Origin of the sequence: Pseudosporangium ferrugineum (assembly GCF_003002065.1) — a bacterium.
Lineage (GTDB): Bacteria > Actinomycetota > Actinomycetes > Mycobacteriales > Micromonosporaceae > Actinoplanes > Actinoplanes ferrugineus_A.
This window is the reverse complement of sequence record NZ_PVZG01000015.1, coordinates 166,212-191,654: the sequence shown is the minus strand read 5'-3', so window position 1 is coordinate 191,654 and position 25,443 is coordinate 166,212. Positions and strand designations below refer to the sequence as shown.

The 25,443-nt window shown below is 72.9% G+C and carries 28 protein-coding genes; 12 read left to right on the top strand and 16 right to left on the bottom strand.

Translation table 11 applies throughout. The annotated features are described in order from the left end of the window. Positions 1–147: 147 nt before the first annotated feature. Positions 148–1,290: a DUF5925 domain-containing protein gene (locus tag CLV70_RS28410; RefSeq protein WP_106129663.1), complete on the top strand. Its 1,143-nt coding sequence runs from the start codon at positions 148–150 to the stop codon at positions 1,288–1,290. On the opposite strand, the gene CLV70_RS28405 is transcribed toward CLV70_RS28410, so the two are convergent. The 5 genes from CLV70_RS28405 to CLV70_RS28385 form a co-directional block, all read right to left on the bottom strand. Beyond that, positions 1,218–2,486 (bottom strand): adenylosuccinate synthetase, encoded by a 1,269-nt coding sequence (locus CLV70_RS28405; protein WP_106129662.1) that lies wholly within the window; start codon positions 2,484–2,486, stop codon positions 1,218–1,220. The two genes, CLV70_RS28410 and CLV70_RS28405, sit on opposite strands and share 73 nt — an antisense overlap. Then, entirely contained in the window at positions 2,483–3,451 is a 969-nt protein-coding gene (locus CLV70_RS28400; protein ID WP_106129661.1) for a hypothetical protein, read from the bottom strand. The genes CLV70_RS28405 and CLV70_RS28400 overlap by 4 nt, the downstream gene beginning before the upstream one ends. Before the next feature lie 13 nt (positions 3,452–3,464). Next, the gene (locus tag CLV70_RS28395) at positions 3,465–4,442 is read right to left on the bottom strand and encodes a protein kinase family protein (RefSeq protein WP_106129660.1); all 978 of its coding nucleotides are present in this window, start codon (positions 4,440–4,442) and stop codon (positions 3,465–3,467) included. Next, a complete protein-coding gene (locus CLV70_RS28390) occupies positions 4,439–5,191 on the bottom strand; it encodes an NUDIX hydrolase (RefSeq protein ID WP_106129659.1) in 753 nt (250 codons plus the stop codon). The genes CLV70_RS28395 and CLV70_RS28390 overlap by 4 nt, the downstream gene beginning before the upstream one ends. A gap of 144 nt (positions 5,192–5,335) precedes the next feature. Beyond that, positions 5,336–5,713, bottom strand: coding sequence for a DUF1540 domain-containing protein (locus CLV70_RS28385; protein WP_425440235.1), 378 nt, complete (start codon positions 5,711–5,713; stop codon positions 5,336–5,338). Positions 5,714–5,852: 139 nt separating this feature from the next. Here CLV70_RS28385 and CLV70_RS28380 point away from each other — a divergent pair, with 139 nt between their 5' ends. Both CLV70_RS28380 and CLV70_RS28375 read left to right on the top strand, forming a co-directional pair. After that, positions 5,853–6,986 (top strand): glycoside hydrolase family 26 protein, encoded by a 1,134-nt coding sequence (locus tag CLV70_RS28380; RefSeq protein ID WP_106129657.1) that lies wholly within the window; start codon positions 5,853–5,855, stop codon positions 6,984–6,986. A gap of 25 nt (positions 6,987–7,011) precedes the next feature. Next, positions 7,012–7,839, top strand: a complete 828-nt coding sequence (locus CLV70_RS28375) for a patatin-like phospholipase family protein (protein WP_106129656.1) — start codon at positions 7,012–7,014, stop codon at positions 7,837–7,839. Here the strand turns inward: CLV70_RS28375 and CLV70_RS28370 are convergent, their stop codons facing one another. Then, the gene (locus CLV70_RS28370) at positions 7,840–8,463 is read right to left on the bottom strand and encodes a hypothetical protein (protein WP_106129655.1); all 624 of its coding nucleotides are present in this window, start codon (positions 8,461–8,463) and stop codon (positions 7,840–7,842) included. Between the two features lie 108 nt (positions 8,464–8,571). Between CLV70_RS28370 and CLV70_RS28365 the strand changes: the two genes are divergently transcribed. Genes CLV70_RS28365 through CLV70_RS28345 form a run of 5 tightly spaced genes read left to right on the top strand, consistent with a single transcriptional unit; the run spans position 8,572 to position 11,450 of the window. Further along, positions 8,572–9,093: a SigE family RNA polymerase sigma factor gene (locus CLV70_RS28365; protein ID WP_245908509.1), complete on the top strand. Its 522-nt coding sequence runs from the start codon at positions 8,572–8,574 to the stop codon at positions 9,091–9,093. Then, positions 9,090–9,821, top strand: coding sequence for a hypothetical protein (locus tag CLV70_RS28360; protein ID WP_106129653.1), 732 nt, complete (start codon positions 9,090–9,092; stop codon positions 9,819–9,821). The genes CLV70_RS28365 and CLV70_RS28360 overlap by 4 nt, the downstream gene beginning before the upstream one ends. A 38-nt stretch (positions 9,822–9,859) precedes the next feature. Further along, positions 9,860–10,459, top strand: a complete 600-nt coding sequence (locus tag CLV70_RS28355; RefSeq protein WP_106129652.1) for a sulfite oxidase-like oxidoreductase — start codon at positions 9,860–9,862, stop codon at positions 10,457–10,459. Further along, positions 10,429–11,178, top strand: a complete 750-nt coding sequence (locus CLV70_RS28350; RefSeq protein ID WP_106129651.1) for a ferredoxin reductase — start codon at positions 10,429–10,431, stop codon at positions 11,176–11,178. The genes CLV70_RS28355 and CLV70_RS28350 overlap by 31 nt, the downstream gene beginning before the upstream one ends. Further along, on the top strand, positions 11,175–11,450 hold the full coding sequence (locus CLV70_RS28345; protein WP_106129650.1) for a DUF6510 family protein: 276 nt from the start codon (positions 11,175–11,177) through the stop codon (positions 11,448–11,450). The genes CLV70_RS28350 and CLV70_RS28345 overlap by 4 nt, the downstream gene beginning before the upstream one ends. Positions 11,451–11,628: 178 nt before the next feature. Here CLV70_RS28345 and CLV70_RS28340 read toward each other — a convergent pair whose 3' ends face one another. After that, positions 11,629–12,009, bottom strand: a complete 381-nt coding sequence (locus CLV70_RS28340) for a hypothetical protein (RefSeq protein ID WP_106129649.1) — start codon at positions 12,007–12,009, stop codon at positions 11,629–11,631. Between the two features lie 239 nt (positions 12,010–12,248). Between CLV70_RS28340 and CLV70_RS28335 the strand changes: the two genes are divergently transcribed. Further along, positions 12,249–13,052 (top strand): SGNH/GDSL hydrolase family protein, encoded by an 804-nt coding sequence (locus CLV70_RS28335; protein WP_106129648.1) that lies wholly within the window; start codon positions 12,249–12,251, stop codon positions 13,050–13,052. Positions 13,053–13,112: 60 nt separating this feature from the next. Here CLV70_RS28335 and tuf read toward each other — a convergent pair whose 3' ends face one another. The 3 genes from tuf to CLV70_RS41815 form a co-directional block, all read right to left on the bottom strand. After that, a complete protein-coding gene (gene tuf, locus CLV70_RS28330) occupies positions 13,113–14,300 on the bottom strand; it encodes an elongation factor Tu (RefSeq protein WP_106129647.1) in 1,188 nt (395 codons plus the stop codon). A 231-nt stretch (positions 14,301–14,531) separates the two neighbouring features. Then, positions 14,532–15,308 (bottom strand): L,D-transpeptidase family protein, encoded by a 777-nt coding sequence (locus tag CLV70_RS28325; protein WP_106129646.1) that lies wholly within the window; start codon positions 15,306–15,308, stop codon positions 14,532–14,534. 17 nt (positions 15,309–15,325) lie between these two features. Then, on the bottom strand, positions 15,326–17,053 hold the full coding sequence (locus CLV70_RS41815; RefSeq protein WP_281260496.1) for a serine/threonine-protein kinase: 1,728 nt from the start codon (positions 17,051–17,053) through the stop codon (positions 15,326–15,328). A 294-nt stretch (positions 17,054–17,347) separates the two neighbouring features. Here CLV70_RS41815 and CLV70_RS28315 point away from each other — a divergent pair, with 294 nt between their 5' ends. Further along, on the top strand, positions 17,348–19,441 hold the full coding sequence (locus CLV70_RS28315) for a hybrid sensor histidine kinase/response regulator (RefSeq protein ID WP_106129645.1): 2,094 nt from the start codon (positions 17,348–17,350) through the stop codon (positions 19,439–19,441). Here CLV70_RS28315 and CLV70_RS28310 read toward each other — a convergent pair. Further along, entirely contained in the window at positions 19,420–20,034 is a 615-nt protein-coding gene (locus CLV70_RS28310) for a TetR family transcriptional regulator (RefSeq protein ID WP_106129644.1), read from the bottom strand. The genes CLV70_RS28315 and CLV70_RS28310 overlap by 22 nt on opposite strands. A gap of 69 nt (positions 20,035–20,103) precedes the next feature. Between CLV70_RS28310 and CLV70_RS28305 the strand changes: the two genes are divergently transcribed. After that, entirely contained in the window at positions 20,104–20,559 is a 456-nt protein-coding gene (locus CLV70_RS28305) for a nitroreductase/quinone reductase family protein (RefSeq protein ID WP_106129643.1), read from the top strand. Here CLV70_RS28305 and CLV70_RS28300 read toward each other — a convergent pair. From CLV70_RS28300 to CLV70_RS28280, 5 genes are read right to left on the bottom strand one after another with little or no spacing between them, the layout of a single operon-like run. Next, a complete protein-coding gene (locus tag CLV70_RS28300) occupies positions 20,511–21,473 on the bottom strand; it encodes a glycoside hydrolase family 88 protein (RefSeq protein ID WP_106129642.1) in 963 nt (320 codons plus the stop codon). The genes CLV70_RS28305 and CLV70_RS28300 overlap by 49 nt on opposite strands. Further along, complete coding sequence (locus CLV70_RS28295) at positions 21,470–22,408, bottom strand: ribose-phosphate diphosphokinase (protein WP_106129641.1); 939 nt, start codon at positions 22,406–22,408, stop codon at positions 21,470–21,472. Before CLV70_RS28295 ends, CLV70_RS28300 begins: the two co-directional genes overlap by 4 nt. A 50-nt stretch (positions 22,409–22,458) precedes the next feature. Further along, positions 22,459–23,466 carry a magnesium transporter CorA family protein gene (locus CLV70_RS28290; protein ID WP_106129640.1) on the bottom strand — a complete coding sequence of 336 codons (1,008 nt, stop codon included), beginning with the start codon at positions 23,464–23,466 and terminating at the stop codon, positions 22,459–22,461. Between the two features lie 25 nt (positions 23,467–23,491). Continuing rightward, the gene (locus CLV70_RS28285; RefSeq protein WP_106129639.1) at positions 23,492–24,352 is read right to left on the bottom strand and encodes a hypothetical protein; all 861 of its coding nucleotides are present in this window, start codon (positions 24,350–24,352) and stop codon (positions 23,492–23,494) included. A 57-nt stretch (positions 24,353–24,409) separates the two neighbouring features. Then, on the bottom strand, positions 24,410–24,784 hold the full coding sequence (locus CLV70_RS28280; protein ID WP_106129638.1) for a DoxX family protein: 375 nt from the start codon (positions 24,782–24,784) through the stop codon (positions 24,410–24,412). Between the two features lie 141 nt (positions 24,785–24,925). On the opposite strand from CLV70_RS28280, the gene CLV70_RS28275 reads away from it, so the two are divergent. After that, positions 24,926–25,417 carry a DUF4396 domain-containing protein gene (locus CLV70_RS28275; protein ID WP_106129637.1) on the top strand — a complete coding sequence of 164 codons (492 nt, stop codon included), beginning with the start codon at positions 24,926–24,928 and terminating at the stop codon, positions 25,415–25,417. Positions 25,418–25,443 lie beyond the last annotated feature (26 nt).

Sequence of the window (25,443 nt, the reverse complement as noted above, 5' to 3'; positions counted from 1 at the left end):
CCTCCATCGATATGTGTGCTGGTCAACGCTAGTTAGGTAACCCTCACCTTACCGAGTCGGCGCGATCATGGGAAATCGCCGGATCGAGAGGACCATCTTGCGGGAAAAGGGGATGCCCGGGCCCCGCTTCGAGACGATCATGGGTTGATGCGTACCCCCCACCAGTCCGTCGACCGGCTCGGCAGCCGCCCTGTGGAGCCGGCGGCCACCCCGCCCGTCCACCCCCTGCCACTGTCCGGTGCCGTCGACGACGGCGACCGGCTGGTGGACGTGGTGGACCTGCTCGCCCTCGACGCGTTCGTCACCGGCCGCGAGCCGTACGGCCGCACCAGCTACCTGGAGAACGTCCGCGCCGACGCCACCCTCACCACCGACGACGCGCGCGTGGTCCGCGACGCCCACGAGGAGGACAGCCACGGCCGGATGTCCGTGGGCGAGGGCTGGACGCTGCACGTGACCCGCTGGAAGCAGAGCCGCCGGGCCCGCGTCACCGTCACCGCCGTCACCGCCGAGCTCGCCGAATCGGTGCTCGCCGCGGCCGTCGAGAACGCCGTCGAGGAGCCCGAGCCCGCCGCGGACAGCGTACCCATCGGCTTCTGGCACTTCGGGCCGCACGGGCCGCGGCGGGTGCAGCGCGAGATCGACGCCGCGCCGTGGGAGAAGATCCGCGGCAACTACGCCGACCCGGTGGCGCGCACCCTCGAACGCCTCATGGCCATCGACGGCACGGCGGTCAACGGGCGCCTGCTCCTGCTGCACGGCGAGCCCGGCACCGGCAAGACGACCGCCCTGCGCGCCCTCGCGCAGCAATGGCGCTCCTGGTGCCAGGTCGACTGCGTGCTCGACCCGGAGCGGATGTTCGGCGACCCGGCGTACCTGATGAGCGTGGCCCTGGGCAGCGGCGACGACGACGAACCGCGCTGGCGGCTGCTCATGCTCGAGGACTGCGACGAGCTGATCAGCGGCGACGCCAAGGCCAGCGCCGGCCAGTCGCTGTCGCGCCTGCTCAACCTCACCGACGGGCTGCTCGGCCAGGGCCGCAACGCGCTCATCGCGATCACCACCAACGAGGACCTGGCGTCGCTGCACCCCGCGGTGGTCCGGCCGGGCCGGTGCCTGGCGAGCATCGAGGTCGGGCGCCTCCCGTACGCGGAGGCCACCGCCTGGCTCGGCACGGCAACCGGCGTGCACCCGAGCGGCGCCACCCTGGCCGAGCTCTACGCCCTCAAGACCGGCGCCGCCCCGGTCACCGTGCCCCGCACCGCCCCCTCGACGGGCATGTACCTGTAGCGCTTGTCGGTGCGGTTCGGGCCGTGCGACTCGATCCGCACCGGCGCGTCCAGGAGTTCGCCGATCCCGGTCGCCCAGTCGCGCGGGCGGTGGAGGCAGGCGGGCCGGGCCGCGGTCAGCATCGCGGTCAGGCGGGCCTGGTGGTCCAGGTCGCGCAACGGTCCCGGTTCGATCCGGTCCACGCGTACGCCGCCGGCCTCGTAGGCGGTGCAGACGCGCAGCTCGGGACAGCGGGCCGGGGCGTCGAGGTGGGTGATCGCGAGGGCGTCCACGCCGCCCGCCACCTCGACGGCGTACCGGTGGGCGACGGCGTCGAAGTGGCCGACGCGGAAGGCGCCCTGCCATTCGCCCACGCCGTTGTGGCGCTCCGGGAGGTCCAGCGGCGCCTCGGTGACGAACGGGCCCGCGCCGTGCCGGGTCGTGTACGTCCGCACCACCCCCAGCCGCTCGAACGAGTCGCACAGCTCGGCCACGTTGCCGAACGTCGTCGTCGACCACGTCGTGTACGGGTGCCAGCCCCGCCACTCGTCGAGCAGCACCCCCTGCGCGCCCTCGAACACGCACGGCCCCTCGCGCAGCAACCGGTCGGTGTGCGAGCCGTCCACGATGGACACCGTGGCACCGAACGCGGTGAAGGCCGCGAGCACGTCGTCGAGCGGCGGCGCGTCGAGCGGGCCGTGGGTGGCGGTGAGGCGGTCCCGTACGGCCGCGAGCCGCCTCCGCAGCGCCCGGGGCGAACGGGAGTCCGCGACCCGTGGGGCGTCGGCGTGGCTGAGGGCGTACTCCATGGTCTGCCCGATGCCCATGCCGCACGAACCGTGCCGTCCCCCGCCGCGCCGCCGCTCCCGGACCCGGTTGGCGGCGCGATGCCACGGAGTGGCGAGCAGGGCGTCACCGTCGACGGTGAGCAGGTGGAACGGGTTGCCGAGCGCGGCGGCCTCGGCCGCCAGCGCGAGCGGGTCGACCACGACGAACCGGGTCAGGTGGGTGGGCACCCCGTGGAAGGTGCCCGACCCGAACTGGGCGAAGGTGTGGTGCCGGCCGCCGGGGACGACGACGTTGTGGGCGGCCTGCGCTCCCCCGTTGAAGCGCAGGACCGCACGCACCGGGCCGGTGCCGCACAACGCGTCCACGATCGTCCCCTTGCCGGCGTCGCCGTAGCCGAGATCGACCACGGCGACGTGCCCGCCGGTCACAGCCGCTCGTTGCCGCTGCCGCCGCCGGCACCGCCCAGGTCGAGCGGCGACCGGACGACCGCGCCCCGGCCCGCCCCGATCGGCGCGAGCGCCCGGCCGACCGACGGGCCCGCCGGCGAGCCGACCTCCACCAGGTCGGCCAGGCCCGCGTCGAGGTCGATCGCGTTCTCGCCCAGGCCCACGGTGAGCGCGATCGTCTCGCACACCGCGTCCAGGTCGTCGAGCTCGATGACCTGCTGGCCGAGCAGCTTCCGCCAGTGCGCGAGGATGTCCTTGTCGCCGCCCCAGCCGGCCGCCGTCGGGATGATGTAGTAGACGTCCCAGCTGCGCCGAAGCTCGGCGATCATCGCCTCGACCGTGATCGGCTCGCGCAGGTCGTCGCCGATGAAGCGCTTGACCTCCTTCGGCTTGACCTGCGCGTACGGCATCTCGTCGCCGATCAGGAACAGGTAGCCGCGCCGGCCGCGGCGGGTCATGCTGTCCAGCGCGGTGTGCCGGGCCATGAAGTACATGGCGAGCTCGTACGACTCCGTGCGCTGCCCGCCGCCCCCGCCCTCGAGGACGATCCGGGCCAGGTCCTCGTCCATCCGGTTGTCCGACTCGAACTGCCCGACCTGCAGCGGCACCCGGTCGCAGGTGGCGTCGCCGACGGCGCCGAACATGATGTGCGGGTCCTGCGCGTAACCCTTGCGGGTCAGCAGCCCGAGCAGCTGCGGCAGCTTGGTCTGCAGCACTCGCGGGACGGTGAGCATCGAGCCGGTGACGTCGAACAGCACGGCGATCGGCGTGCTGCGGGGGTGTTCGTCGCTGTCGCGGCTCTCCCGGACGGTCACGCCCTTGGGGTCGAGCGCCGGGTGGGCCTTGCGGGCGCCGCTGTCGCTGTAGGCGAAGGCGCTCTTGCCGGTGGCGGCCCGGTAACCGGCCGCGGCGGAGTAGACATCGGTGGACCAGCGTCCGCTTCCCATGGTGATCTCCTCTTTATCGGGCCGGCAGCGCGAAGGGGCGGAACCGGCGGGGGCCGTACAGGTTCTCCAGCAGCTCGTCGAACTCGCCGAGCAGCTGCCACGCGTCCTGGGGACGCATGCGGGGTGCGGCGTAGCGGCAGCCGGCCGCGAAGCGCCGCAGGGCGGCCGGCGGGTCGGCGATCAGCCGCAGCATCAGCCCGGTGGCCATGTGGATGTCGGTGGCGGCGGTGGCCGACCCCCGGCCGGTCACCTCGGGCGGATACGCGTCGCGGTAGCGGGCGACCACAGCCGGCACGGTCGCGCCCGGGGCCACGCTGTAGCACCAGTCGACGAGGACCAGGCCGTGCTCGCCGGGGTGGATGAGCACGTGCTCGGGCAGGACGGCGCCGTGGACCACGCCCGCGCGGTGCGCCCAGCCCAGGCCGGTGAGCAGCCGCCGCCACATCCACGCGACGTCGCGCGGGTCGAGCCGGTGTTCGAGGCCGGTCAGCGGGACGAAGCCGTCCTGGCGGGCGAGGATGCTCGCCGTGCGCCGGACCCCGGCCGCGTCCTCGTGGGTGAACGACTCGATCAGCCGGGGCGCGTAGGCGCGGTGCCGCGGGTCGCCGTCGCGGTGCAGCGTGGTCAGCGCGCTGATCTCGGCGCGCATCAGGTCGTTGTCGGCCGGCTGCCGCGGCATCTTCAGCAGCGCGTCGTCGTCGAGCGCGTGGAGGTCGGCCAGGTCACCGCTCGCGACGAGCGACCCGAGCCGGTAACTGGCCCGCGGGGTGTTCAGCTGCCGCGGGCGGGTGTCCGCCCAGAGGGCGGAGAGCTTGGCGGCGGCCCGCGTCGCACTCTCGCGCCGTCCCGCGGGTGCGACATCCGGGTGCACGATCTTCAACAGCATCCGGTACGCGTGCGCGGGCCGGGCAACCGCAAGCGGCCCGTTCAGCAGATCAGGAAACCTCCGGGCGCCCTCGATCGCCGCCACCGCCTCGTCGAACGTGATCATCGGACGTCCTCCTCGCGGGCCGGGCGCAGCAGGGCCGGATGCAGCAGCCGGGCGTCGCCCGCGCGATAGAGCCGGGGCTTCGGCCCGCCGCGCTCCCCCGCCCGCGCGGCCGTCTCGCCGGTGCTCTCCACGAACCCGGGCACCGACAGCACCTTGCGGTGGAAGTTGCCGGCGTGCAGCTCCTCGCCCCACACCGCGGTGTAGACCGCCCGCAGCTCGGCGATGGTGAACTCGGGCCCGACGAAGGCGGTGGCCAGCGGCGTGTACTCGAGCTTCGCCCGGGCCCGGTCGAGCCCGTCGGCGAGGATGGCCGCGTGGTCGAAGGCGAGCTCGCCGGCCTCGTCGACCGGCACCCAGAACGCCCCGCTGGCGTCGGTGCCGGCCCGGGGGTCGGGCAGGCTGGGCGCGAAGGCGAGGTAGGCGACGGAGAAGACCCGCATGCGGGGGTCGCGGCCGGGGTCGCCGTACGACCGCAGCTGCTCCAGGTGCACCCGCTCGAGCGGCCCCTCCCCGGGCCGCAGGCCGGTCTCCTCGCCGAGCTCGCGCAGGGCCGCGGCGTCGAGCGGCTCGTCGCGCACGAACCCGCCGGGCAGCGCCCGCCACCCGGCGAAGGGGTGCCCGCCGCGCTCGACCAGCAGCACGTGCAGCCGCCCGTCCCGGATGGTCAGCGCGACGACGTCGACCGTGACCGCCACGGCCGGGAACGCCGCCGGGTCGTAGCCGTCGAGGAAGCTCCGCTCGTCCGTCATCGTCCGTCCAGTTGCTCTCAAGGTGAGTATTACTAGGTCTGAGAACAACCTAGCGTCTTCTCACCCTGAGGTCAACACCCCCCGCCGCCGGGGCGAAGAAAAAGGCCGCCGCCCCGAACGGGCGACGGCCGGAAGGCGAGGCTGCTACTGCGCCTCGAAAGTGAGGCAATCGGCGCGATCGACGGCGGCCCCCACGGTGATCGCCGGAGCGTGGCATTCCAGATCGGTGTTGTGCACGCATTCGGCCCGCTTGCACGCGCCCACCTGAGCCAGCGCCCGGCCCATTCCGCCCTGCGCGCCCTCGACGAACGTGTCGCATTCCGAACTGGCCCGGCCGATCGTGATCGCGAACGCCGTACAGCCGTTGTGGTTGTAGCCGCAGCCGCTGACGGTGCAGGTCTGCACGCGCGGCATCTCCATCATCTGAGTCATCGGAACCCCCTTCACCCGCCTCGACGATAAACCATTCGAGACGCCGTCACCCGGCACCGTGATGACATTTCCGGAAATGGTTTCCGCCATTATTAAGGTAAGGCAAACCTGCATTTCCGGCGCCGGCGGCGCACCCCCGGGCGGGCACGGACTCGGCCGAACGCCGCCCCCGCCGCCGGTGGAACTGTCAGACTTCGGCGAGGGGAAACGATCGCCGGGAGAGCAACGCATGGCCGGGGGACGATGGCGCGGCCGGCGGTCGCTGCTGCTGGGCGTGTTCGCCGTGCTCGTCGTGCTCACCGGCCTCGGCGTCGGCGTGGCGACCACGGAGGACGACCCGCCGCCCGTCCCCGCACCGGCGACCGCCTCGCCGGCGTCACCCTCGCGTGCCGCCGCCCGTACGGTGAACCCGAGGAATCCGTTGTCGGCCCGGCAGCTGATCGCGCTGCCCCGCACCGACGGCTCCTGGCCCGGCGCCAACGGGCTCTCCGGCGTCAACGGCGACCCGCTCTTCGACACCGCGCACGTCAAGGCGTTCTGCACGGCGCGCGGACGGGCCTGCCGCATCGCACAGACCTACACCGACCGCACCTCCTGGGAGTCGATGACCCGCGGCACCGGCTGGACGTTCGAGCTCTTCGCCGACTTCGAGGGCATGCTGGTCGTCTCCCAGGGCCTGGTGCCGGACGGCGCCGCCGCCGACCTGCCGGCCTGCGCCCGGGGCGAGCACGACGCGGACTGGCGGGCGTTCGGCACGCTGATGCGCGGCCACTACCGCGGCGACTCGGTGGTGCGCCTCGGCTGGGAGTTCAACGAGCAGACCTCGTCGTGGCGCGCGGACGACCCGCGGACCTGGATCGACTGTTACCGGCGGGCCGCCGACAACATCCGCGCGACCAACCCGGACGTGCTGCTGGACTGGACCATCAACGCCCACAACACCCCGGCCGGCGTGTGCGGCGGGGTCAGCACCAACTGCTACCCCGGCGACGACTATGTGGACATCATCGGCATCGACAACTACGACCACTACCCGTGGTCGCCGACGAAGGCCGCGTTCGACCGTACGGCCACCCGCCCGGAGGGCCTCACCTGGCTGTACGACTTCGCCCGCGCCCACGGCAAACCGTTCTCGGTAGGCGAATGGGGCGTGGTGCCCACCGGCGACGCGGGCCGCGAGAACCCGAGCTTCGTGAAGTGGATGCACGACTGGTTCGCGACCCACGCGACGCACCTCGCCTACGAGGCGTACTTCTCGGACTGCGGCGCGGGCGGCGTCCAGTCCAGCCTCTTCCGCACCGACGCGCCGTGCCGCCGCAACCCGCGGTCCGCCGCCGAGTACGCCACCCTGTTCGGCGGCTGAGCTCCCGAGGGGGAATCATGGGCGCATGGAGAAGCGCGCGCTCGTGCTCGGCGGTGGCGGCGTCACCGGGGTCGCCTGGGAGATCGGCCTGCTGCACGGGCTCGCCGAGCGCGGCCTCGACCTGAGCGGCGCCGACCTGTTCGTCGGCACGTCCGCCGGTTCCGTGGTCGCCGCCCAGCTCACCAGCGGCACCCCCGTCGCCGAGCTGTACGCCCGCGAGCTCGCCGACACCTCCGGCGACACCAACGCGGTGTTCGGCACCCGGGCGCTGCTCGGCTTCGTGGTCGCCGGGCTGTGGCCGGGCGACCGGGCGAAGGGCCGGGCCCGCCTCGGCCGCGCCGCGCTCAAGGCCCGCACGGTGCCGGAGTCGGAGCGGCGCACGGCCATCGCGGCCCGGGTCCAGCGCGACGAGTGGCCGGCGGCGCGCCTGCTCGTGCCCGCCGTCGACGCCCTGACCGGCGAGGTACGCGTCTTCGACCGGGACAGCGGGGTGTCCCTGATCGACGCGGTCGCCGCCAGCTGCGCCGTGCCGCTGGTGTGGCCGCCGATGACGGTGGCGGGCCGGCGCTACGTGGACGGCGGGGTGCGCTCGGCCGCGAACGCCGACCTGGCCCGCGACTACGACCGGGTGATCGTGGTGGCGCCGCTGACCGCCGCGGTCCGGCGCCGCGACCGCCCGGCCTCCCAGGCCCGGACGCTGCCCGGGCGCACGGCCGTGATCAGCCCGACCGACGCCGCCCTCACCGCGATCGGCCGCAACCCGCTCGACCCCTCCCGCCGCGCCCCGGCCGCCGAAGCGGGCCGGATGCAGGCGGCCGGAGAGGCCGACCGGGTCCGAGCCACCTGGCTCTAGCTAGCCGACGGCGACCACGTCGTGGCCGGCCGGGAGCGCCTTGCCGGCGGCGTCGAAGGCGCGCACATCGGTCACCTCACCGGTGCCCGGTGCGAACCAGAAGGCCTTGACCGAGGAGTCCTCGCTCCAGGCCGCGATCTTCGCGGTGACCGTACGCTTGCCGGCCTTCGCCGTGATCCGCTCGGCCGCCCCGACGTAGTAGCCGAACGCCGGGGTGGGCTCGCCGTTGACCTCCATGGCGCCCTCGATGCCGTGGAAGCCCGGCGCCTTCGCCGGCCCGACGACCTCGTTGACCATCACGTCGGCGCTGACCGCGCCGCTCGCCTGCCGGCGGCCGGCCATCAGGCCGAAGTCGGTCTGCGGCAGCTCCTTGTCCTTCACCGGGACGAAGGCGAAGACCCAGGTGCCCTGCTTCGCGGCGATTCCGGTGTCGATGACCGTTCCGATGGCGTCCGGGGCGACGGGCGGCTCCGGAATGGACACCGGCACCTCGCCCGCGGACGCCGTGCTCCTCGGTGCCGGTTCCTGCGCGGCGTTGGCCGCGACGGCGCCGGTCACCGCCACCGCCACAGCGATGCCGGTCACGCCGGCGGCCAGGATCCAGCGGTTGCGGGACAGGGTCATTGTTCGGCTCCCTCATGATGGGCGGATGGTGCGAGACGTTGATCGAGACGGGCGAGGGCGCCGGAAGGTTGCCGCAACCTTTTGCGGCCCCCGGCCGTCATGGCTGTCGTGAGATCTGGTCGACGAGGTGACGACGAGTTCGTCGAGTTCGCGCGCGCGAGCTCGGCGCGGCTGCAACGCGCCGCATACCTGCTGACCGGGGACCGGCATCAGGCCGAGGAGGCGGCCCAGGCCGCGCTCGTCCGGGTGTACGCCTCCTGGGGAAGGGTGCGCCGCAAGGACCCGTACGCGTACGCCCGCACGGTCCTGGCGAACCTGATCACCGACCAGTGGCGCCGCCCGATGCGCGAGTACGCGACCGAGCAGCTCCCCGAGCAACCGGTGGCGCGGGACGTGGCCGACGACGTCACCCGGCGGCGCTGGCTGATCGGCGCGCTGAAGGCGCTCTCCCCACGGGAGCGCACGGTCATCGTGATGCGGCACCTCTTCGACATCACCGAGGTCGACGTGGCACGCGAGCTGAACCTGTCGCTGGGCACGGTGAAGAGCCTCAACTCGAGGGCGCTCGCCAAGCTCCGGATCTCTGTCCCGTCCCCCCGCCAGGGTATGGAAAGCGGTGCCACCCGATGAACGACCTCGACGACCTGAAGGACGCCATGCACTCCCCGCCGGATTTCGAGCCGCGCGAGCTCGACCTCGGCGCGGTCATGATCCAGGGCGGCCGGCTGCGCCGCCGCCGGCGCCTCGCCGTCGGCGCCACCTCCGCCGCCGCCGTGCTGGTGCTGCTGGTCGGGGGCGGACAGCTCGTCCGCGCCGGCGGCAACCGGCCCGACGGCGGGGAGCGGGCCGCGGCCTCGGCGACCGCGACGGCGCCGGGCTCCGCCGGGCCGGCCGGCGGCGTCCAGGGCGACGTGATCTCCACCGGCCTGACCGCCCCCGGCGGCGAACCGATGGTGCTGTGGTTCCAGCCGCTCTCCGGCACGAAGCTGCCGGCGATCGGGCTGGTCGCCGGGCGGCGTGCCGCGGGCGGCGCCCTGGCCGCCGACGTGATCAGCAACGACGCCGAGGGCGAGGACCGGACGCCCGGCTTCCACGCGGCCCAGGCGCCGATGATGGTGGACGACCGGCCGACCCCGGCGTTCGGCTACTTCGTCGGGGACCCGGTGAAGATCACCGTGGAGGCGAACGGCCGCCGGGTCACGGCGCGACTGGCCCGGTGGAGCGACGATCCCTCGGTCGTGGCGTTCTGGTTCGACCCGGCCGAGGTCAAGCCGGATGCCACATTGAAGAAGCTCACCGCGTACGGGAAGAACGGGGAGCCGTTGCCGGGCGCGGGCGTGAGCTTCGCGGTCGGGTGACCTGTCGCCCGGCCTGATCGTGGGGTTTACTGCTCGGCATGAGCATCATCTCCCCCGGGTTCGGCGGGCGGCGCCGCTCGTCGCGGCCCGACCTGCCGCCCGGGCAGTACCTCACCGAGGACTTCCCGGTGCTGTCCGCCGGGCCGACGCCGCGCATCCCGCTCGACCGCTGGACGTTCACCATCTCCGACGAGACCGGTGGGCGCACGAGCTGGTCGTGGGACGAGTTCCAGGCGCTGCCGCAGGAGGACTTCACGGTCGACATCCACTGCGTGACGAAATGGTCCAAGTTGGGCACCACCTGGCGTGGCGTCTCGCTCGACACCCTGTTCGAGAACGTCGAGTCGGCCGCCGACTTCACCATGGTGCACGGCTACGGCGGCTACACCACGAACGTCCCGCTGGAGGATCTGCTCGACGGCAAGGCCTGGATCGCGCACACCTTCGAGGGTGAGCCGCTGCACCCGGAGCACGGCGGCCCGGCCCGGCTCGTGGTGCCGCACCTCTACTTCTGGAAGTCCGCGAAGTGGGTCAACGGCATCCAGATGCTCCCGCAGGACGAGCCCGGCTTCTGGGAAGAGGCCGGCTACCACTTGTACGGGGACCCATGGCGCGAACAGCGCTACCAGGGCGACTGACCTGGCGGGCGGCCACCGTGGCGGAGGCCCGGTGGGAGACGCCGTCCGCGCGCACCCTGGTGCTCGACGTGCCGCAGTGGCCCGGCCACCTGCCCGGCCAGCACGTCGACGTACGCCTCACCGCCCCGGACGGCTACTCGGCCCAGCGCAGCTACTCGATCGCCTCGGCGTGGCGCGACGGCGCGAAGGTGGAGCTCACCGTCCAGCGGGTCGAGGACGGCGAGGTGTCGTCGTACCTCACCGACGTGCTGGAGCCGGGGCAGCAGCTGGAGCTCCGCGGCCCGGTCGGCGGCTGGTTCGTCTGGCGTGCCGCCCCGCCGCCGGTGCTGCTCGTGGCCGGCGGCTCGGGCCTCGTCCCGCTGATGGCGATGATCCGGGCGCGCGGCGACCTCCGTGGCCGCCAGCCGTTCCGCCTCGTCCACTCCGTACGCACCCCGCAGGACGCCCTCTACGGCGCCGAGCTGGCCCGCCGGGTCCGCGACGACCCGGGCCTGGACGTCCACCACGTCTACACCCGCAAGACGCCCGACGGCTGGCCGGATCCGCCGGCCCGGCTGGGGGTGGCCACGCTGAACACCCACGGCTGGCCGCCGGACTTCGCGCCGGACGTCTTCGTCTGCGGCCCCACCGCGTTCGTCGAGGCGTCCGCGGACATCCTCGTCGCGCTGGGCCACGACCCGAAGAAGATCAGGACCGAACGGTTCGGGGGTACGCCATGACGTCCGGCTTCGAGATCGACGGCAACGCGATGGGCGGAGACCTCGGCGAGATCTTCGCCGTCGACCTGACCGGGGCGGTGGCGACCTGCGCCGGCTGCGGCCACCCGAGCCCGGTCGCGGCCCTGCGGCTGTGGGGCCCGTCCCCCGGCCTGGTGGCCCGCTGCCCGTCCTGCGAGGACGTGATCATCCGCCTGGTCCGCGGCCCGGAGCAGGCCTGGCTCGACCTGCGCGGAGCGGTGAGCCTGCGCATCCCCCTGCCCCCACGCCCCTGACCACCCGCCACCCAGCCCCGCCGCCACCCAGCCCCGCCGCCGACCCGGCCGACGGCTCCCCCACGGCCCGCCGGGCGTGCGTGGCCTGCCGTCCTGAACGCCCGCTCCCCGGCGGCGGACGGCGTGGTGGCGTCGGTAGGTGTCCGTCCGCCCCCGCCGCCCCGGCGGGCGGCGCCGGTCAGTCGCGGAAGGTGCGGCGGAGGCGTTCGGCGAGGCCGGCCGGGCGCGGGGCCACCGGGGCGGGCCGCCGGTTCGCCACCGGGCGGGACCGGCCGATCGGCTGGTCGTAGTCGGCGCGGGCGATCGCCTCGATGATCTGCTCGTCGGCGAAGCCCTCCGAGCCGGGGATCGAGGGGACGAAGCCGACCAGCACCCCGTTGCGCATGATCTGCGCCTCGAGCCCCGCGGTGCCGTCGTTGTCCCAGATCGCCTCGCGGCCGTCCGGCAGCACGACGCGGATGCCGTACTGGGTGATGCCGGCGTGCGGGAGCTTCACGTGCGCGAAGACGTTGCGCCCGCGCAGGGTCTCGACGACCCGGCGAGCCCTCTGCTCATCCATGTCCCGACGCTAATCCGCCGAACTGAGGACACGCTGAAGATCGGCTGTGGCGCCGGTGAAAGCTCGTAGCGATACGAACACGATTGATCACTGCATGACATTCATGCAGGTCACATCGATGCATGTTACTACGAGGTAACAGGAATGTCACCGTGTTTCTTTCCCCGAAGCCTTGACTTACTCTTCGGTAACCGAAGCGCTTCGGCCCCCACCCTTCGCGGATCCGGAGGCCACCCCCGATGAGCAGACGTACCACCGTTCTCGCCTGCCTCGTCTCGTCCATCCTGCTGACCGTCGCCACCGCGGCCCCCGCCGCCGCCGCGACCCCTGCGTCCGAGTGGGACTACGTCGCCCTCGGCGATTCCTACTCCTCCGGCGTCGGCGCGCCCGGCCAGTCCGGCACCTGCCTGCGCAGCCCGAACGCCTACCCCGGCCTCTGGAACGCGGCCAACCACCCGGCGACGTACCGCTCGGTCGCCTGCAGCGGCGCCACCACCGGCTCGCTGCGGTCCTCGCAGCTGTCGGCGCTGAACCAGGGCACCGACCTGGTGACCGTGACCATCGGCGGCAACGACGTGGGCTTCGCCTCGACCATCATCACCTGCACGCTCTCCAGCGACAGCGGTTGCGCCGCCAAGGTCGACGAGGCGCTGGAGATGCTCGAGGACGAGATGCCGGCCACGTTCGACGCCACGTACCGCGAGATCCGCGGCAAGGCTCCGAACGCAAGGGTGGTCGTCCTGGGTTACCCCATCCTGTTCGACGAGACCGCCCCGAGCTGCGGCTTCGCCGGCATGAGCATCCCCAAGCGCAAGTCGATCAACAAGGGCGCCGCCGAACTCAACAAGGTCATCAAGGCGCGTTCCCAGGCGGCCGGCTTCATCTGGTCGGACGTCACCGACGAGTTCGCCGGCCACGGCATCTGCGGGCCCAGCGCGTGGCTGCACGGCCTCACCCTGATCCCGCCGACCGACTCCTTCCACCCGACGAGCAACGGCTACAAGTACGGCTACCTGCCCGCCCTGAACTCCGTCCTGCCCTGACCGCGGCGGAAGGGGCCACCCGAACCGGATGGCCCCTTCCCTCGTCCGTGGACGCAACAGCTAGTCGAGCAGCTCGGTCACGGTGCCGGCCGCGACCGTACGGCCACCCTCGCGGACCGCGAAGCCCAGCCCGGCGTCCATCGGGACCTCCTTGCCGAGGTGCACGGTCAGCTCCACGGTGTCGCCCGGCATGACCATCGGCAGGTCACCGAGGTCGATCGCGCCGGACACGTCCGTGGTGCGGAAGAAGAACTGCGGCCGGTAGTTCGCCACGAACGGCGTGTGCCGGCCACCCTCCTCCTTCGTCAGGGCGTACATCCGCGCCCGGAAGCTCCGGTGCGGGGTGACGCTGCCGGGCAGCGCCACGACCTGGCCGCGCTGCACCTGGTCGCGCTTGATGCCGCGGAGCAGGACGGCGGCGTTGTCGCCCGCCTCCGCGGTGGGCAGCGACTTGCCGAACGTCTCGAGACCGGTCGCCACCGTGGCGACGGTCGGGCCGAGGCCGACGACCTCGACCGGATCCCCGACGCGCAGCACGCCGCGCTCGATCTTGCCGGTGACCACGGTGCCGCGCCCGCTGATGGTCAGCACGTTCTCGATCGGCATCAGGAACGGCTCACCCAGCTCGCGCGGCGGGACCGGCACGTACGCGTCGACCGCGTCGAGCAGATCCAGGATCGACCGCGTCCACCGCGGGTCGCCCTCGAGGGCCTTCAGCGCGCTGACACGCACCACCGGCACCTCGTCGCCGGGGAAGCCGTACTCGCCGACGAGCTCGCGGACCTCCAGCTCCACCAGGTCGAGCAGCTCCTCGTCCTCGACGGTGTCGCTCTTGTTGAGCGCCACCACCAGGTACGGCACGCCGACCCGCTGGGCGAGCAGCACGTGCTCGCGGGTCTGCGGCATGGCGCCGTCCTGGGCCGAGACCACGAGGATCGCGCCGTCCACCTGCGCCGCCCCCGTGATCATGTTCTTCACGTAGTCGGCGTGACCGGGCATGTCGACGTGGGCGTAGTGGCGGTTGGCGGTCTCGTACTCGACGTGGGCGATGTTGATGGTGATGCCGCGGTCGTGCTCCTCCGGGGCCTTGTCGATCCCGTCGAACGCGACGTACCGGTTGGTTGCCGGGTCGCGGTCGGCGAGGACCTTCGTGATGGCGGCGGTCAGGGTCGTCTTGCCGTGGTCGACATGACCCATCGTACCGATGTTGAGATGTGGCTTCGTACGGACGAACTGGTTCTTGGCCATGAGAGTGTCCTCACTGGATGCGAGAGACGGAAAGGAAGTCAGAACCCACGCAGGGGCGAGCGACCCTCCCCCTGGGTTCTGTCGCTACCGGGGAAGGGTCAGCTTCGGGTATCGGCGCCGGGAAGCACGCACGCGGGAGCCACCGGCAGGGAGAACCCCGCGGGCAGCTGCGGACCGGGCGCGAACATGGCGATCACGGTAGGCGGTAACGCCGGCGGACGCGACCGTATTTCACACCCGGCCGATGTCCGCCAGCGGCGCCATCACGATGCGCGGGGTCTTCGCCGGGTCGAGCCATCTGAGCACGGCGAGCAGGTCGGCGCGGCGCAGCGAGACGCAGCCCGCGGTCGATCCGGCGCCGTTGACGTGCAGGAAGATGGCCGAGCCGCGCCGCACGTTCGCGGGCCTGCTGGTCACGTACTGCGAGTGCGGGGCGTCCCAGCGGATCGTCGAACCCCACGGGCGGTTGAAGTCGATGACGGCGGCGTACTCGTACTGCTTCGGGTAGTCGGCGAGCCGCTCGGACTCGCCCTTGCGCCACGTGCGGGTGCCGGACGCCCACGGCTGGAACAGGTTGTACGTCTTCGGGTCGCGGTTGTCGCCGACCCAGTAGTCGCCGCTGTCGGCGTGCGTGTACGTCACCCGGGTGCCCGGATCGGCTTTGAGGCCGAACGCCGACGTGATCCGGAACGTGCCCATCGGCGTCGTGCCGGTGTCCTGCACCCGCCGGGTGGCCCACTCCCAGCCCGCGTACCCGTTGCGCGCCGGCATGCCGGCGAACTTCTGGCTCCAGCTTCCGCCGCTGTTCTTCTGGTACGTCCGCAGCGTCGCGTACGACGACGTGCGCGCGTTGCCCGTGACGACCACGACCTGCCCCGAGTCGCCGATGTTCCGCAGCCGCGACGGGTGGTACGGCGGCACCGCCGCTTCCGCGGACAGCGCCCGCACCACGCCGAGCCCCAGCAGGACGGCGCCGATCGCCAGCCCGGCCGCCGCCATCCTGCGCATGGCTCGGACCCTACCGCTCAGAACGCGAACTGGTGACCCTTCGCGGCACCCGTCTGGACCCTGCCGTCGCTGGTGAAGCGCCACGACATCACCAGCTCGTAGCGGTGCCCGGCGCGCGGGCTCGCGGTGTCCCGGCAGTCGTGCGACCGGGAGCCGTCGCGGAACGTCAGGCCGGTGCACGTCCGCTGCGGGACCGTACGGCCGGTGTCCACGTCGCGCAGGGACAGCGCGAGGGTGGCCGTACCGTCGCGCGGGGCGGTGAGAGTGGCGGCGAGCTGCACCTTCGCGCCGACCTGGTGGCAGGGCTCCACCGCCATCGGGTTCGGATAGCTGATGGTGAACTGGCGGTTGCAGTCCCACGGCCCGTACGTCTTCTCCACCAGCGGCTCCCTCGTGGGGGTCGCCTTGCGGGGGCGGGGAGTCGTGGTCGCGACCGCCCGGACGGCGGAGCCGGCGTGCAGTGCCGCGGCGGCGGGATTGCCGCCACCCTTGTGGTCGCGGGCCGCCCGCGACGGCGACGGCGCCGCGGAGGCGACGGCGGAGGACACCGGCCCGGGTATGCCCGTCCGGGTCAGGGGCGCACCGCCGGCAGTGTCGGGCTCGGCCTCCGGGCGGGCCAGGTGCCACGCGGTCGTCGCCACGCCGGAGGCCAGCATCGCCGAGCAGACCAGGCCGATCATCGCCCACGGCCGGGCCCACCGCCAGCTCGCCGGCTGGTTGCGGCGGCGGGGCGGGGAGAGCTTGCGCATGCTCGCCAGCGACGGGTGCGGCCCCGGGCGGACCGCCGGGGGCTCCGGGTCGGGCGTCCGGGACTCGCGCGGCTTCGCCGGCCGGGCCGGGTCGGGGGCGGCGAGCGCGGGGGCCTCGGCGAGCGAGCGTTCGAGGGCTCCGAGGTCGAGAACCAGCTCACCGGCGGACGGGCGCAGCCGGGGCTTCTGCTCGAGGCAGCTCGCGATGAGCTCCCACAGCGCGTCGGGGATTCCCGGCCGGCGTTCGGGGCGGCCCTCCAGGTGCAGCCGCATGAGGTCGCTGACCGTGTCGCTGTCGTACGGCGGCCGCCCCGACACGAGCTCGTAGAGCAGCACGCCGAGGGCGTACACGTCGGCGGCGGGGGTGATGCTGGAGCTGTGGAAGGCCTCCGGCGCCATGTAGTGCGGGGTGCCGACGACCGCGCCGGTGGTGGTGAGGCTGGGCGTGTTCAGCACCCGGGCGATGCCGAAGTCGGTGAGCCGGATGTCGAGCCGTCCGTCCTCGCCGTGCAGCAGGATGTTGTCCGGCTTGAGGTCGCGGTGCACGATGCCGAGCTCGTGCGCCTCGGCCAGCGCGGCGGCGACCTGGGCGCCGAGCCGGGCCGCCTCGCCCGGCGCCACGGTGTGATGCTCGCGCAGGTAGTCGCGCAGGCTTCCGCCGGGCACGAGGTCCATCACCAGCCCGAGCGACTCGCCGACGCTGAACAGGTCGCGGACCCGTACGACGTTGCGGTGCCGCAGCATCAGCAGGATCGTGCGCTCCTGCACGAAGCGGGTGACCAGCTTCGGCTGGCGCAGCAGGCTCTCGTGGAGCAGCTTGACCGCGACCGCCTCGCCGGAGGCCCGGTCCACGCCGCGCCACACCGTCCCGGTCGCGCCCTGTCCGATGGGGCGGATGAGGATGTACGAGCTGCCGACGCAGCGGCCGCTCAGATCGAGGGTCGACGCGCCGCCGGAATCCTGGCGTGCGCCGCTGCTCGTGAGATCCTTGTCCACCGGTGGTCGTGTCCTTCCGCCCGCCGCGATTCCGCGACATCCGACTCGGCCGACCGGAATGATGCTGTTTGTCCGTATCAATGCGCAACCCCACACGTCGGAGTTCGCACGTGAGGTAGGTGTCCCGCGCCACCCGTCACGGAAACGGCAGCCCGTCGTTCATCGCTGTAGAACCGCCGCTGAGCTGGTAAAACAGCATGTTGCAGGAGTGGCTGCCGGGACCGGGGCCGGTTACTCGGTTGCATTCCTGGCGAACCGCCCGCACCGCGGGGCCGTTCCCCCGATAGTGGCCACATGGGTGTCATGGCTTATCCCCTCCGGTACGCACTGGCCGACCTGGCGCTGGCGCTCAGCCGCGACGCCGACGACACGGACAAGGTGCGCTCGACCGCCGCCCGGGCCGCGGCGGACATGCTCGGCGACGGCGCGGGCGTGCAGTTGCTGCGCGACGACGGCCGCTACGACGCCATCACGTACCACCATGCCGACGATCAGGTGGCGCCGGCGTACGCCCACCTGCTCGACCGCGCCGGCGAACTACCCGACGACGACTTCTCCACCAGCCTCGCCGCCAGCCGGCGTCCCATCGTCCTCGCCGCCGACGGCCGCGAGCCGCTGACCGAACTCCCCCGCCCCCGGCACTCGGCGTACGTCGACCCGGGCGGCCCGGCCCCCGAGGTGCACGCGGCCGTGCTGTGCCCGGTGATCGTCGACAACACGTACGCGGGCTACCTGGTGCTGACCCGCGCCCTGCCCGGCGCGATCTACTCCGCCGCCGAGGTGGAGCTGGCCCGCGACATCGCCGGCGAGCTGTCCCTGGCGCTGTCCCACGCGCGGGCGATGGAACGGCTGCGGGCCAGCGAGGAACGCTACCGCCGGGTGCTGGAGACCATCCCCGAGGGCGTGCTGCAGCTCGACGACGAGGGCGTCGCCACGTACGCGAACGAGCCCATCGGCGTCGTCCTCGGCCTGCCCCGCGCCCAGCTCGTCGGGGTGTCGCTGCGCGGCTTCCTCGACAAGCACGGCCAGGCCGAGCTGAGCCGGCGCCTCACCGAGTGCAAGGCCGGCCGCTCCACCGTCGGCGCCGCCAAGCTGCTGCGCGCCGACGGTTCCCAGCGCAGCGTGCGGATGAGCATGATGCCGCTGCAGGACGAGCACGGCCGGCCGGCGGGCGTGCTCTGCATGGTCACCGACACCACCGACCACATCGACGCCAAGGGGCTCAAGCGCCAGCTCGACCACCTGCGCCGGCTCGACAGCATGGGCCAGCTCATCGGCGGCATCTCGCACGACTTCAACAACCTGATGACCGTGGTCGCCGGCTCCGCCGACATGATCGCGACCACCACCGCCGAGGACGCCCCGCAGCATCAGATGGCCAAGGACATCCTGGACGCGGTGGCCAAGGGGCGGACCCTGACCCATCAACTGCTGGCCTTCGGGCGTACGGAAGGCAACCGGCCGGAGATCATCCCCATCCCGGACCTGCTCACCGACGTGCAGAGCCTGTTCAGCCGCACGCTCGGCGAGCGGATCGGCCTGGACCTGGCGTTCGGCCCGGACGTCTGGCCGGTACGCGCGGAGCGCGGCCCGCTGGAGCAGGCGCTGGTCAACCTCGCGGCGAACGCCCGCGACGCGATGCTGCACGGCGGCATGCTGCGGGTGGCCGCCACGAACGAGATGGTGGAGCCGGGGCAGCTCGCCGAGGGCGCGCCGGCCGGCCGGATCGTGCACATGGTCATCCAGGACACCGGCGTGGGCATGACCGACGAGACCCGCCGCCGGGCGCTGGAGCCGTTCTTCACCACCCGGCCCACCGCGGCCGGCCTGGGCCTGGCCACCGCGGCGGGCATCGTGCAGGGCATCGGCGGCCACATCACGCTGGAGTCCCAGCCCCGGATGGGCACCACCGTGCACCTCTACCTGCCGGCCGCCGAGGAGCGTCCGGCGCCGTCCATCGACCGGCAGCTCACCCCGGCCGTCATCGGCCGCGTCCTCATCGTCGAGGACCAGCCGGAGGTCGGCCAGCTGGTGCAGCGCCTGATCGAGCCGGCCGGCTACGAGATCACGGTCGCCACGGACGCGCTCCAGGCGGTCACCCAGGTCGCCTCGGGCGCGCAGCCGGACCTGCTGATCACGGACGTCGTGATGCCGGCGATGACCGGGCCGGAGCTGGCCGCGGCGCTGCGTACGCACCACCCGGACCTGCCGGTCCTCTACATGTCCGGCTACACGGCGGCGTCGCTGGGCCCACAGCTGCATCTCGACGCGAACAGCATGCTGGTGGAGAAGCCGTTCACCCGCTCGACCCTGCTCGGCGCGATCCGTACCCTCTGCGGCCCGCAGCCGGCCCGGGAGCAGGCCGGTCAGCCGGAGGCCGCCGGATAGTCGAGGCCGGCGGCCAGCAGGTCGAACGCCTGCCCGGTCAGCTCGGACTCCGGCGCCTCGCGGCCGGCGGCCCGCCAGGCGACGACCGCCGGCTGCACCGCGCAGAGCAGCACCGAGGCCACCAGGTGCGGCCGGGGGTCCGCGGCGGGATCGACCCCCATCCGGGCGCCGACCAGCCGCGCCACCTCGTCGAGCCGGGCGGCCCCCCGCTCCACCCGCGCCGCCGCCAGCGCCGGGCTGACCGAGATCAGCCGCTGCAGGCTGCCGAAGCGCGCCTCGGCCTCGTACGCCCGCACGACGCCGACCGCCGCCGCGCGCATCGCGGTCAGCACCGGCAGGCCGGCCGGCTGCCCGGCGAACGCCTCGAGGACCGCCGTGATCTGCTCGTCGGCGAGCGACAGGGCGACGTCCTCCTTCGACGTGAAGTACCGGAAGAACGTCCGCGGCGAGACCTCCACCGCCTCGGCGATCTCGTCGATCGTCGTGGCCTCGAAGCCCTTCTCGCAGAACAGCGTGTGGGCCGCGTCGATCAGCGCCTCGCGCGTCCGTCGCTTCTTCCGCTCCCGCAGCCCGTCCGTGCCGCCGTTCACCATGCTGCGAGCGTACGGTATTCGGCGTTTGTCAGTTGACGACAGTTGTCAGTGAGTGACAGAATTTCGGCCATGCCCAGACCCCCCGCGGCGACGTCGCGCTACTGGAAACTCCAGCGCCAGCTCGCGCGCTTCAACACGTTCCTGTTCCACAAGACCGGCGGCAAGGTGGGCGGTTCCTACTTCGGCGGGGCGCCCGTGCTGCTGCTGCACCACGTCGGCCGCCGGTCGGGCCAGGCCCGGATCAGTCCGCTGATCTACCTCGACGACTCGCCGCGGCTGGTGATCGTGGCGTCGAAGGGCGGCGTGGACGCGCATCCGGCGTGGTTCCACAACCTGATGGCGATGGCGCAGACCGAGGTCGAGTTGCCGGGCGGCGGCCGGCGCCGGGTCCGCCCGCGGGTCGCCGAGGGCGCCGAACGGGCCCGCCTGTGGGAGCGGGCGGTGGGGATCTACCGGCCGTACGCGACCTACGCGACCTACACCGAGCGGGAGATCCCGGTCATCGTGCTCGAACCCGTGCCCTGACCGGCCGCGGCCGTGGCCAGCAGGTGGAAGGCCTGCGCCTCCGCGGACGCGCCCGGCCGGTCGAAGTGCGGGGAGCCCGCCGCGCCGCGGACCACGCCGTGCGCGTCGACTTCGCGGGCGGCGGCGGCGAGCAGATCCCGGCCGGTGCCGGCGTAATCCGGCGGCAGCCAGCCGTCGGCCGCGCCGGTCAGTGCGGCGTAGGCGAACATCTGCGCGGCGTTGGTCTCCCGGAACGTCGCCGGGTCGTCCAGAACGTCGTGGAACAGCCCGTCCGGGCGCCGCAGGGCGAGGCACGCGTCGAGCACCTCGCGGCCGTGCGCCGCGAGCCGGTCGCGGCCGGGCAGGTCCGGAACCAGCCGCAGGGTGCGGGCCACCGCCGCGACGACCCAGCCGTTGCCGCCTCCCCAGCGGGCGGCGCGGCGCGGCGCACCGGTCTCCTCCGACCAGATCGCCGAGTACAGCCCGTCGCGGCAGAGCCGGGAGCGGTGCCCCTCGACCTGCTGCCAGGCGAGGTCGGCGCGCCCGCTCAGCGCCAGGAACGGCACGGTCATGTAGACGGTGTCGGCCCAGACCTCCCGGCCGCCGAGCAGGTGGAAGAGCGTGCCGTCGGCGGCCCGGGGAGCGCCGGACACCAGCCAGGCGAGCTGCCGGCGGGCCGCGTCGGCAAAGACCGGGTCTCCGGTACGCCCGTACGCCGCGAGCACGGCCTCCCCGCACGCGGCCCCGTTGACCGCGCCCGCCTCGCCGTCCACGTCGCCGAGCCGCCCGTCCGCCGCCTGCCGGGTCACGGCCGCCCCGGCCAGCAGCACCGCCAGGTCGTCGCGGCCCAGGTCGAGCGCGGCCTGCGCGGCGACGCCCTGCTCCCACGACTGCCGCTGCATCGCCAGCAGCGCGGTGAGCACCCGGTCGATCATGCGAACAGGGCGCTCACCGACTCGCCGTTGTGGATCCGGCGCATCGCCTCGGCGAGGGCCGGCGCCACCGACAGCACGGTCAGCTTGTCGGTGCGGTTCGCGGCCGGGATCGGCACGGTGTTGGTGCAGACGATCTCCTCGACGTCCTTCTCCGCGGAGAGCCGCTGCACCGCGTCGGCGGCGAACAGGCCGTGCGTGCAGGCGACCCGGATGCTGCGCGTGTTGCGCTCCCGCAGCCGGCCGAGCAGCTCGAACACGGTGCTGCCCTTGGCGATCTCGTCGTCCAGGATGATCACGTCGCGGTCGGCGACCTCGCCGATGACCGAGCTGATCACGACCTTGTCGTCGGCATAGCGCTGCTTGGCACCGGCCGCGACCTCGATGCCGAGCATCCGCGCGAAGGCCGCGGCCTCCTTGGCGTTGCCCAGATCCGGCGAGACCACCACGGTGTTGCTCAGGTCGTAGCCGCGGAAGTGGTGGGCCAGCTCGCGCAGGGCGTGCAGGTGGTCGACCGGCACGCTGAAGAAGCCGTGCACCTGCGGGGAGTGCAGGGTCATGGCGAGGATCCGGTGGGCGCCCGCGGTCTGCAACAGGTCGGCGACCAGGCGCCCGCCGATGGAGATGCGGGGGGCGTCCTTCTTGTCGCTGCGGGCGTACGCGTAGTGCGGCAGGACGACGGTGATCCGGCCGGCCGAGGCGCCGCGCGCGGCGTCGAGCATGAACAGCAGCTCGACCAGGTTCTCCTGGACCGGCGGGACCAGCGGCTGGATGAGGAACACGTCCCGCTCGCGGCAGTTGCCCTGGAGCTGCACCTCGATGCAGTCGTTGGCGAACCGCGACGTCTTCGTCGGCATCAGCGGCACCCCGAGGTGCTCGCAGATCTCCGCCGCCAATGCGGGATGGGCACTTCCGGTGAACACGGCGATGTCACGCACGGGCCCACCCTAATGTCCCGCTCCGCGACACGTACGGGCGACCAAGGTCCTCAGAGCCAGCCGCGCCGCTTCAGATAGATGTAGAGCCCTCCCGCGGAGACGACCATCAGCACCAGGCTGGCCACGAACCCGGAGACCCGCTCGTAGCCCCAGTACGGCACGTTCTGCCCGAAGAAGCCGGTCAGCGCGGTCGGTACGGCGATGATCGCGGCCCACGCGGCGAGCTTGCGGGTCACGTCGTTGAGCGCGTTGCTCTGCTCGGTGAGGTCGGCCTCCAGCAGGCCGTTGATCCGGCCGAGGGCGTGGTCGATGGTCTCCGCGGCCCGCCGGGCGTGGTCGTCGACGTCCCGGTAGTACGGCGCCAGGTGCTCGTCGACGAGCCCCTCCTCCAGGCGCAGTACCTGGGCGATGAGCTCCGGCATGGGCGCCACCGCCCGGCGCAGGGCGGCGAGGGACTTGCGCAGGCCGAAGGCGTACATCCGGACCGGGCGCGGGGCGCCGCCCTCCTCCAGCATCGTGTCCTCGGCCCGGTCCATGGCCTCGTCGAGGGTGCGGGCGGCGGCGAACTGCCCGTCCACGACGACGTCGAGCAGGCCGTACACGAGAAAGGCGACGCCGCCGTGCCGCGCCAGCTCGGCGTCGGCGTCCCAGCGCCGGGCCAGGCGGGAGACGTCGCCGGCCGACTTGCGGACGGTGATCAGCGCCCGCCCGGTGAGGAAGGCGCTGATCTCCACCTTGTGCAGGTGCGGCACCGGGCCGTCGGCGGAGACCCGCACGTCGTACACGTTCATGAAGAGGTGGCCCGGATAGCGGTCGAGCTTGGGCCGCTGGTGGTCGTGCACCGCGTCCTCGACGGCGAGCGGGTGCAGCCCGAACTGGGCGGCGACGGTCCGCAAGGCGTTCTCGTCCGGGTCGAACAGGTCGAGCCAGACCACGGCGTCCGGGTGCTCGTCCAGGAGCCCGGGGATGTCCGCCACGGCGAACCCCTCGGCCACCACGCCGCCGCCCTCGTAGAGCCGGGTGGTGGTGGGGCAGGCGGGCGCCGGAGGTGAGGTCACGACACATCACTATGCACCAGGGGCGTCAGGCCCGCCCGTACGACCGCAGCGTGCGCAGCGCCTGGAGGGTCACGATGCCCCGCCACTCCTGCCGCGCGGCGACGCCCGGCGGCTCCCAGGTGATCGGCCAGCCGCCGTCCGGCTGCTGGTCCGCGGCGAGGCGGTCGAGGTGGCCGTCCAACTGCTCCGCGGTGAACAGCCTGCGCCACCGCGACCCGGCGGCCGGGGCCACCACCAGCGGCGACAGCCCGTAGCCGGAGGCCGCCGGGTCGAGGTGGAACATCTCCGAGGCGACCAGCCGCTCGAGGACCGCGGCGGCGTGGCGCTCGGCGCGGTCCCGGTCGGGCGCGTACTCGAGGAAGACGAGCGTCTCGGCGAGGGCGTGCACCTCCTCCGGAAGGGCGCCCGCCTCCAGCCGGTCCCAGCAGTAGCCGGCGGCCCGCTCGCGCCACGGGTGCGCGAACCCGAGCCGGTACAGCAGGCCGACGAGTCCCGCGGTGGGGTTGAGGCCGGGCTCGTACGTCCACTCCGACCAGTGCCCGGCCCGCGGGTACGCCTCGATGACGGGAAAGGCGAGCGGCACGGCCCCGCGCTCGTCGGCGACCCGCGCCAGGAAGTCGCAGGCCGGGCCCAGCAGCGCGGGATCGGCGGCCCCGGCGGCGGCGAGGGCCTGGAAGGCGGTCTCGACGTCGATGGGCAGGCTGTCCGGGGTGCGCTTGTCGGGCTCCAGGCCGTGCCCGAAGCCGCCGTCCGGGTTGCGGTACGCCCGCACCGCATCGATTACCGCCTCGGCTCCCCCGTTCGAGAAGCACACCTGGTAGAGGCGCCGTTCGAGCAGCCGGGCCTCGGCCATCAGGAATCGTTGCGCGTTCGCGATGTCGGTCATACCCGGATGCTAGGGAGCACCCGGGCCGCCGGTCTTGAAGAAAACGGACGCCCGCGTTCAGAACGCGTACGGCCCGAAGCGGCCCCAGGCCACGAAGGCGACGAGCAGGAGCAGCACCACGTTGACGCCGATCGCCTGGTTCTCCCCGCGGCGGGCGTGCGTGACGATCGCGCCGATCATGATCAGGACCAGCCCGAGCGCGGCGAGCGGGACGAGCACCGGCGCGATGTCCAGGGCCGCGGGCAGGATCAGCCCGATCGCGGCGAGCACCTCGAGGGCGCCGATGAGCTTGATCGTGCCGGGGCTGAAGCTTTCGGCCCAGCCCATGCCGGAGGCGGCGAGCTTCTCCTTCGGCTGCACCAGCTTCATCACGCCGGCGCCGAGGAAGGCGACGGCCAGCACCGCGGCGACGACCCACAGCACCACATTCATGGACGTACCCCCCACGATCGTTCGCATCACTTCAACAGTTAACCGAACCGTAGCGATCGGCACTTAAGGAAGCAAGTGATCGACGCGCTTGGCAATGATACCCCCTGGGGGTATGTTGACGGGGACTCGAGGAGGGTTCCCATGGACCACGAACCGCACACCCACCACCACCCGCCGGCCTCCGCGACCGGGACGACGACCTGGGCGGCGGCCGCGACCGCGACCCTGCACTGCCTCACCGGCTGCGCCATCGGCGAGGTCCTCGGCATGGTCATCGGCACGGCGGCCGGCCTGCACAACGCCGCCACGGTGCTCCTGTCGGTCACCCTGGCCTTCGTCTTCGGCTACGCGCTGACCATGCGCGGCGTGCTGCGCGCCGGCGTGGACCTCCGCACCGCGCTGAAGGTCGCCCTGGCCGCCGACACGGTCTCGATCGCCGTGATGGAGGTGCTGGACAACACCGTGATCGTGGCGGTGCCCGGCGCGATGGACGCCGGCCTCGGCAGCCTGCTCTTCTGGGGCTCGCTGGCGGGTTCGCTGGTGGTGGCATTCCTGCTCACCACGCCGCTCAACCGGTGGATGATCTCGCGGGGCAGGGGCCACGCGGTGGTCCACCGGTACCACGCACACTGATCGTGGCGGACCACCGCTCTTCCCGG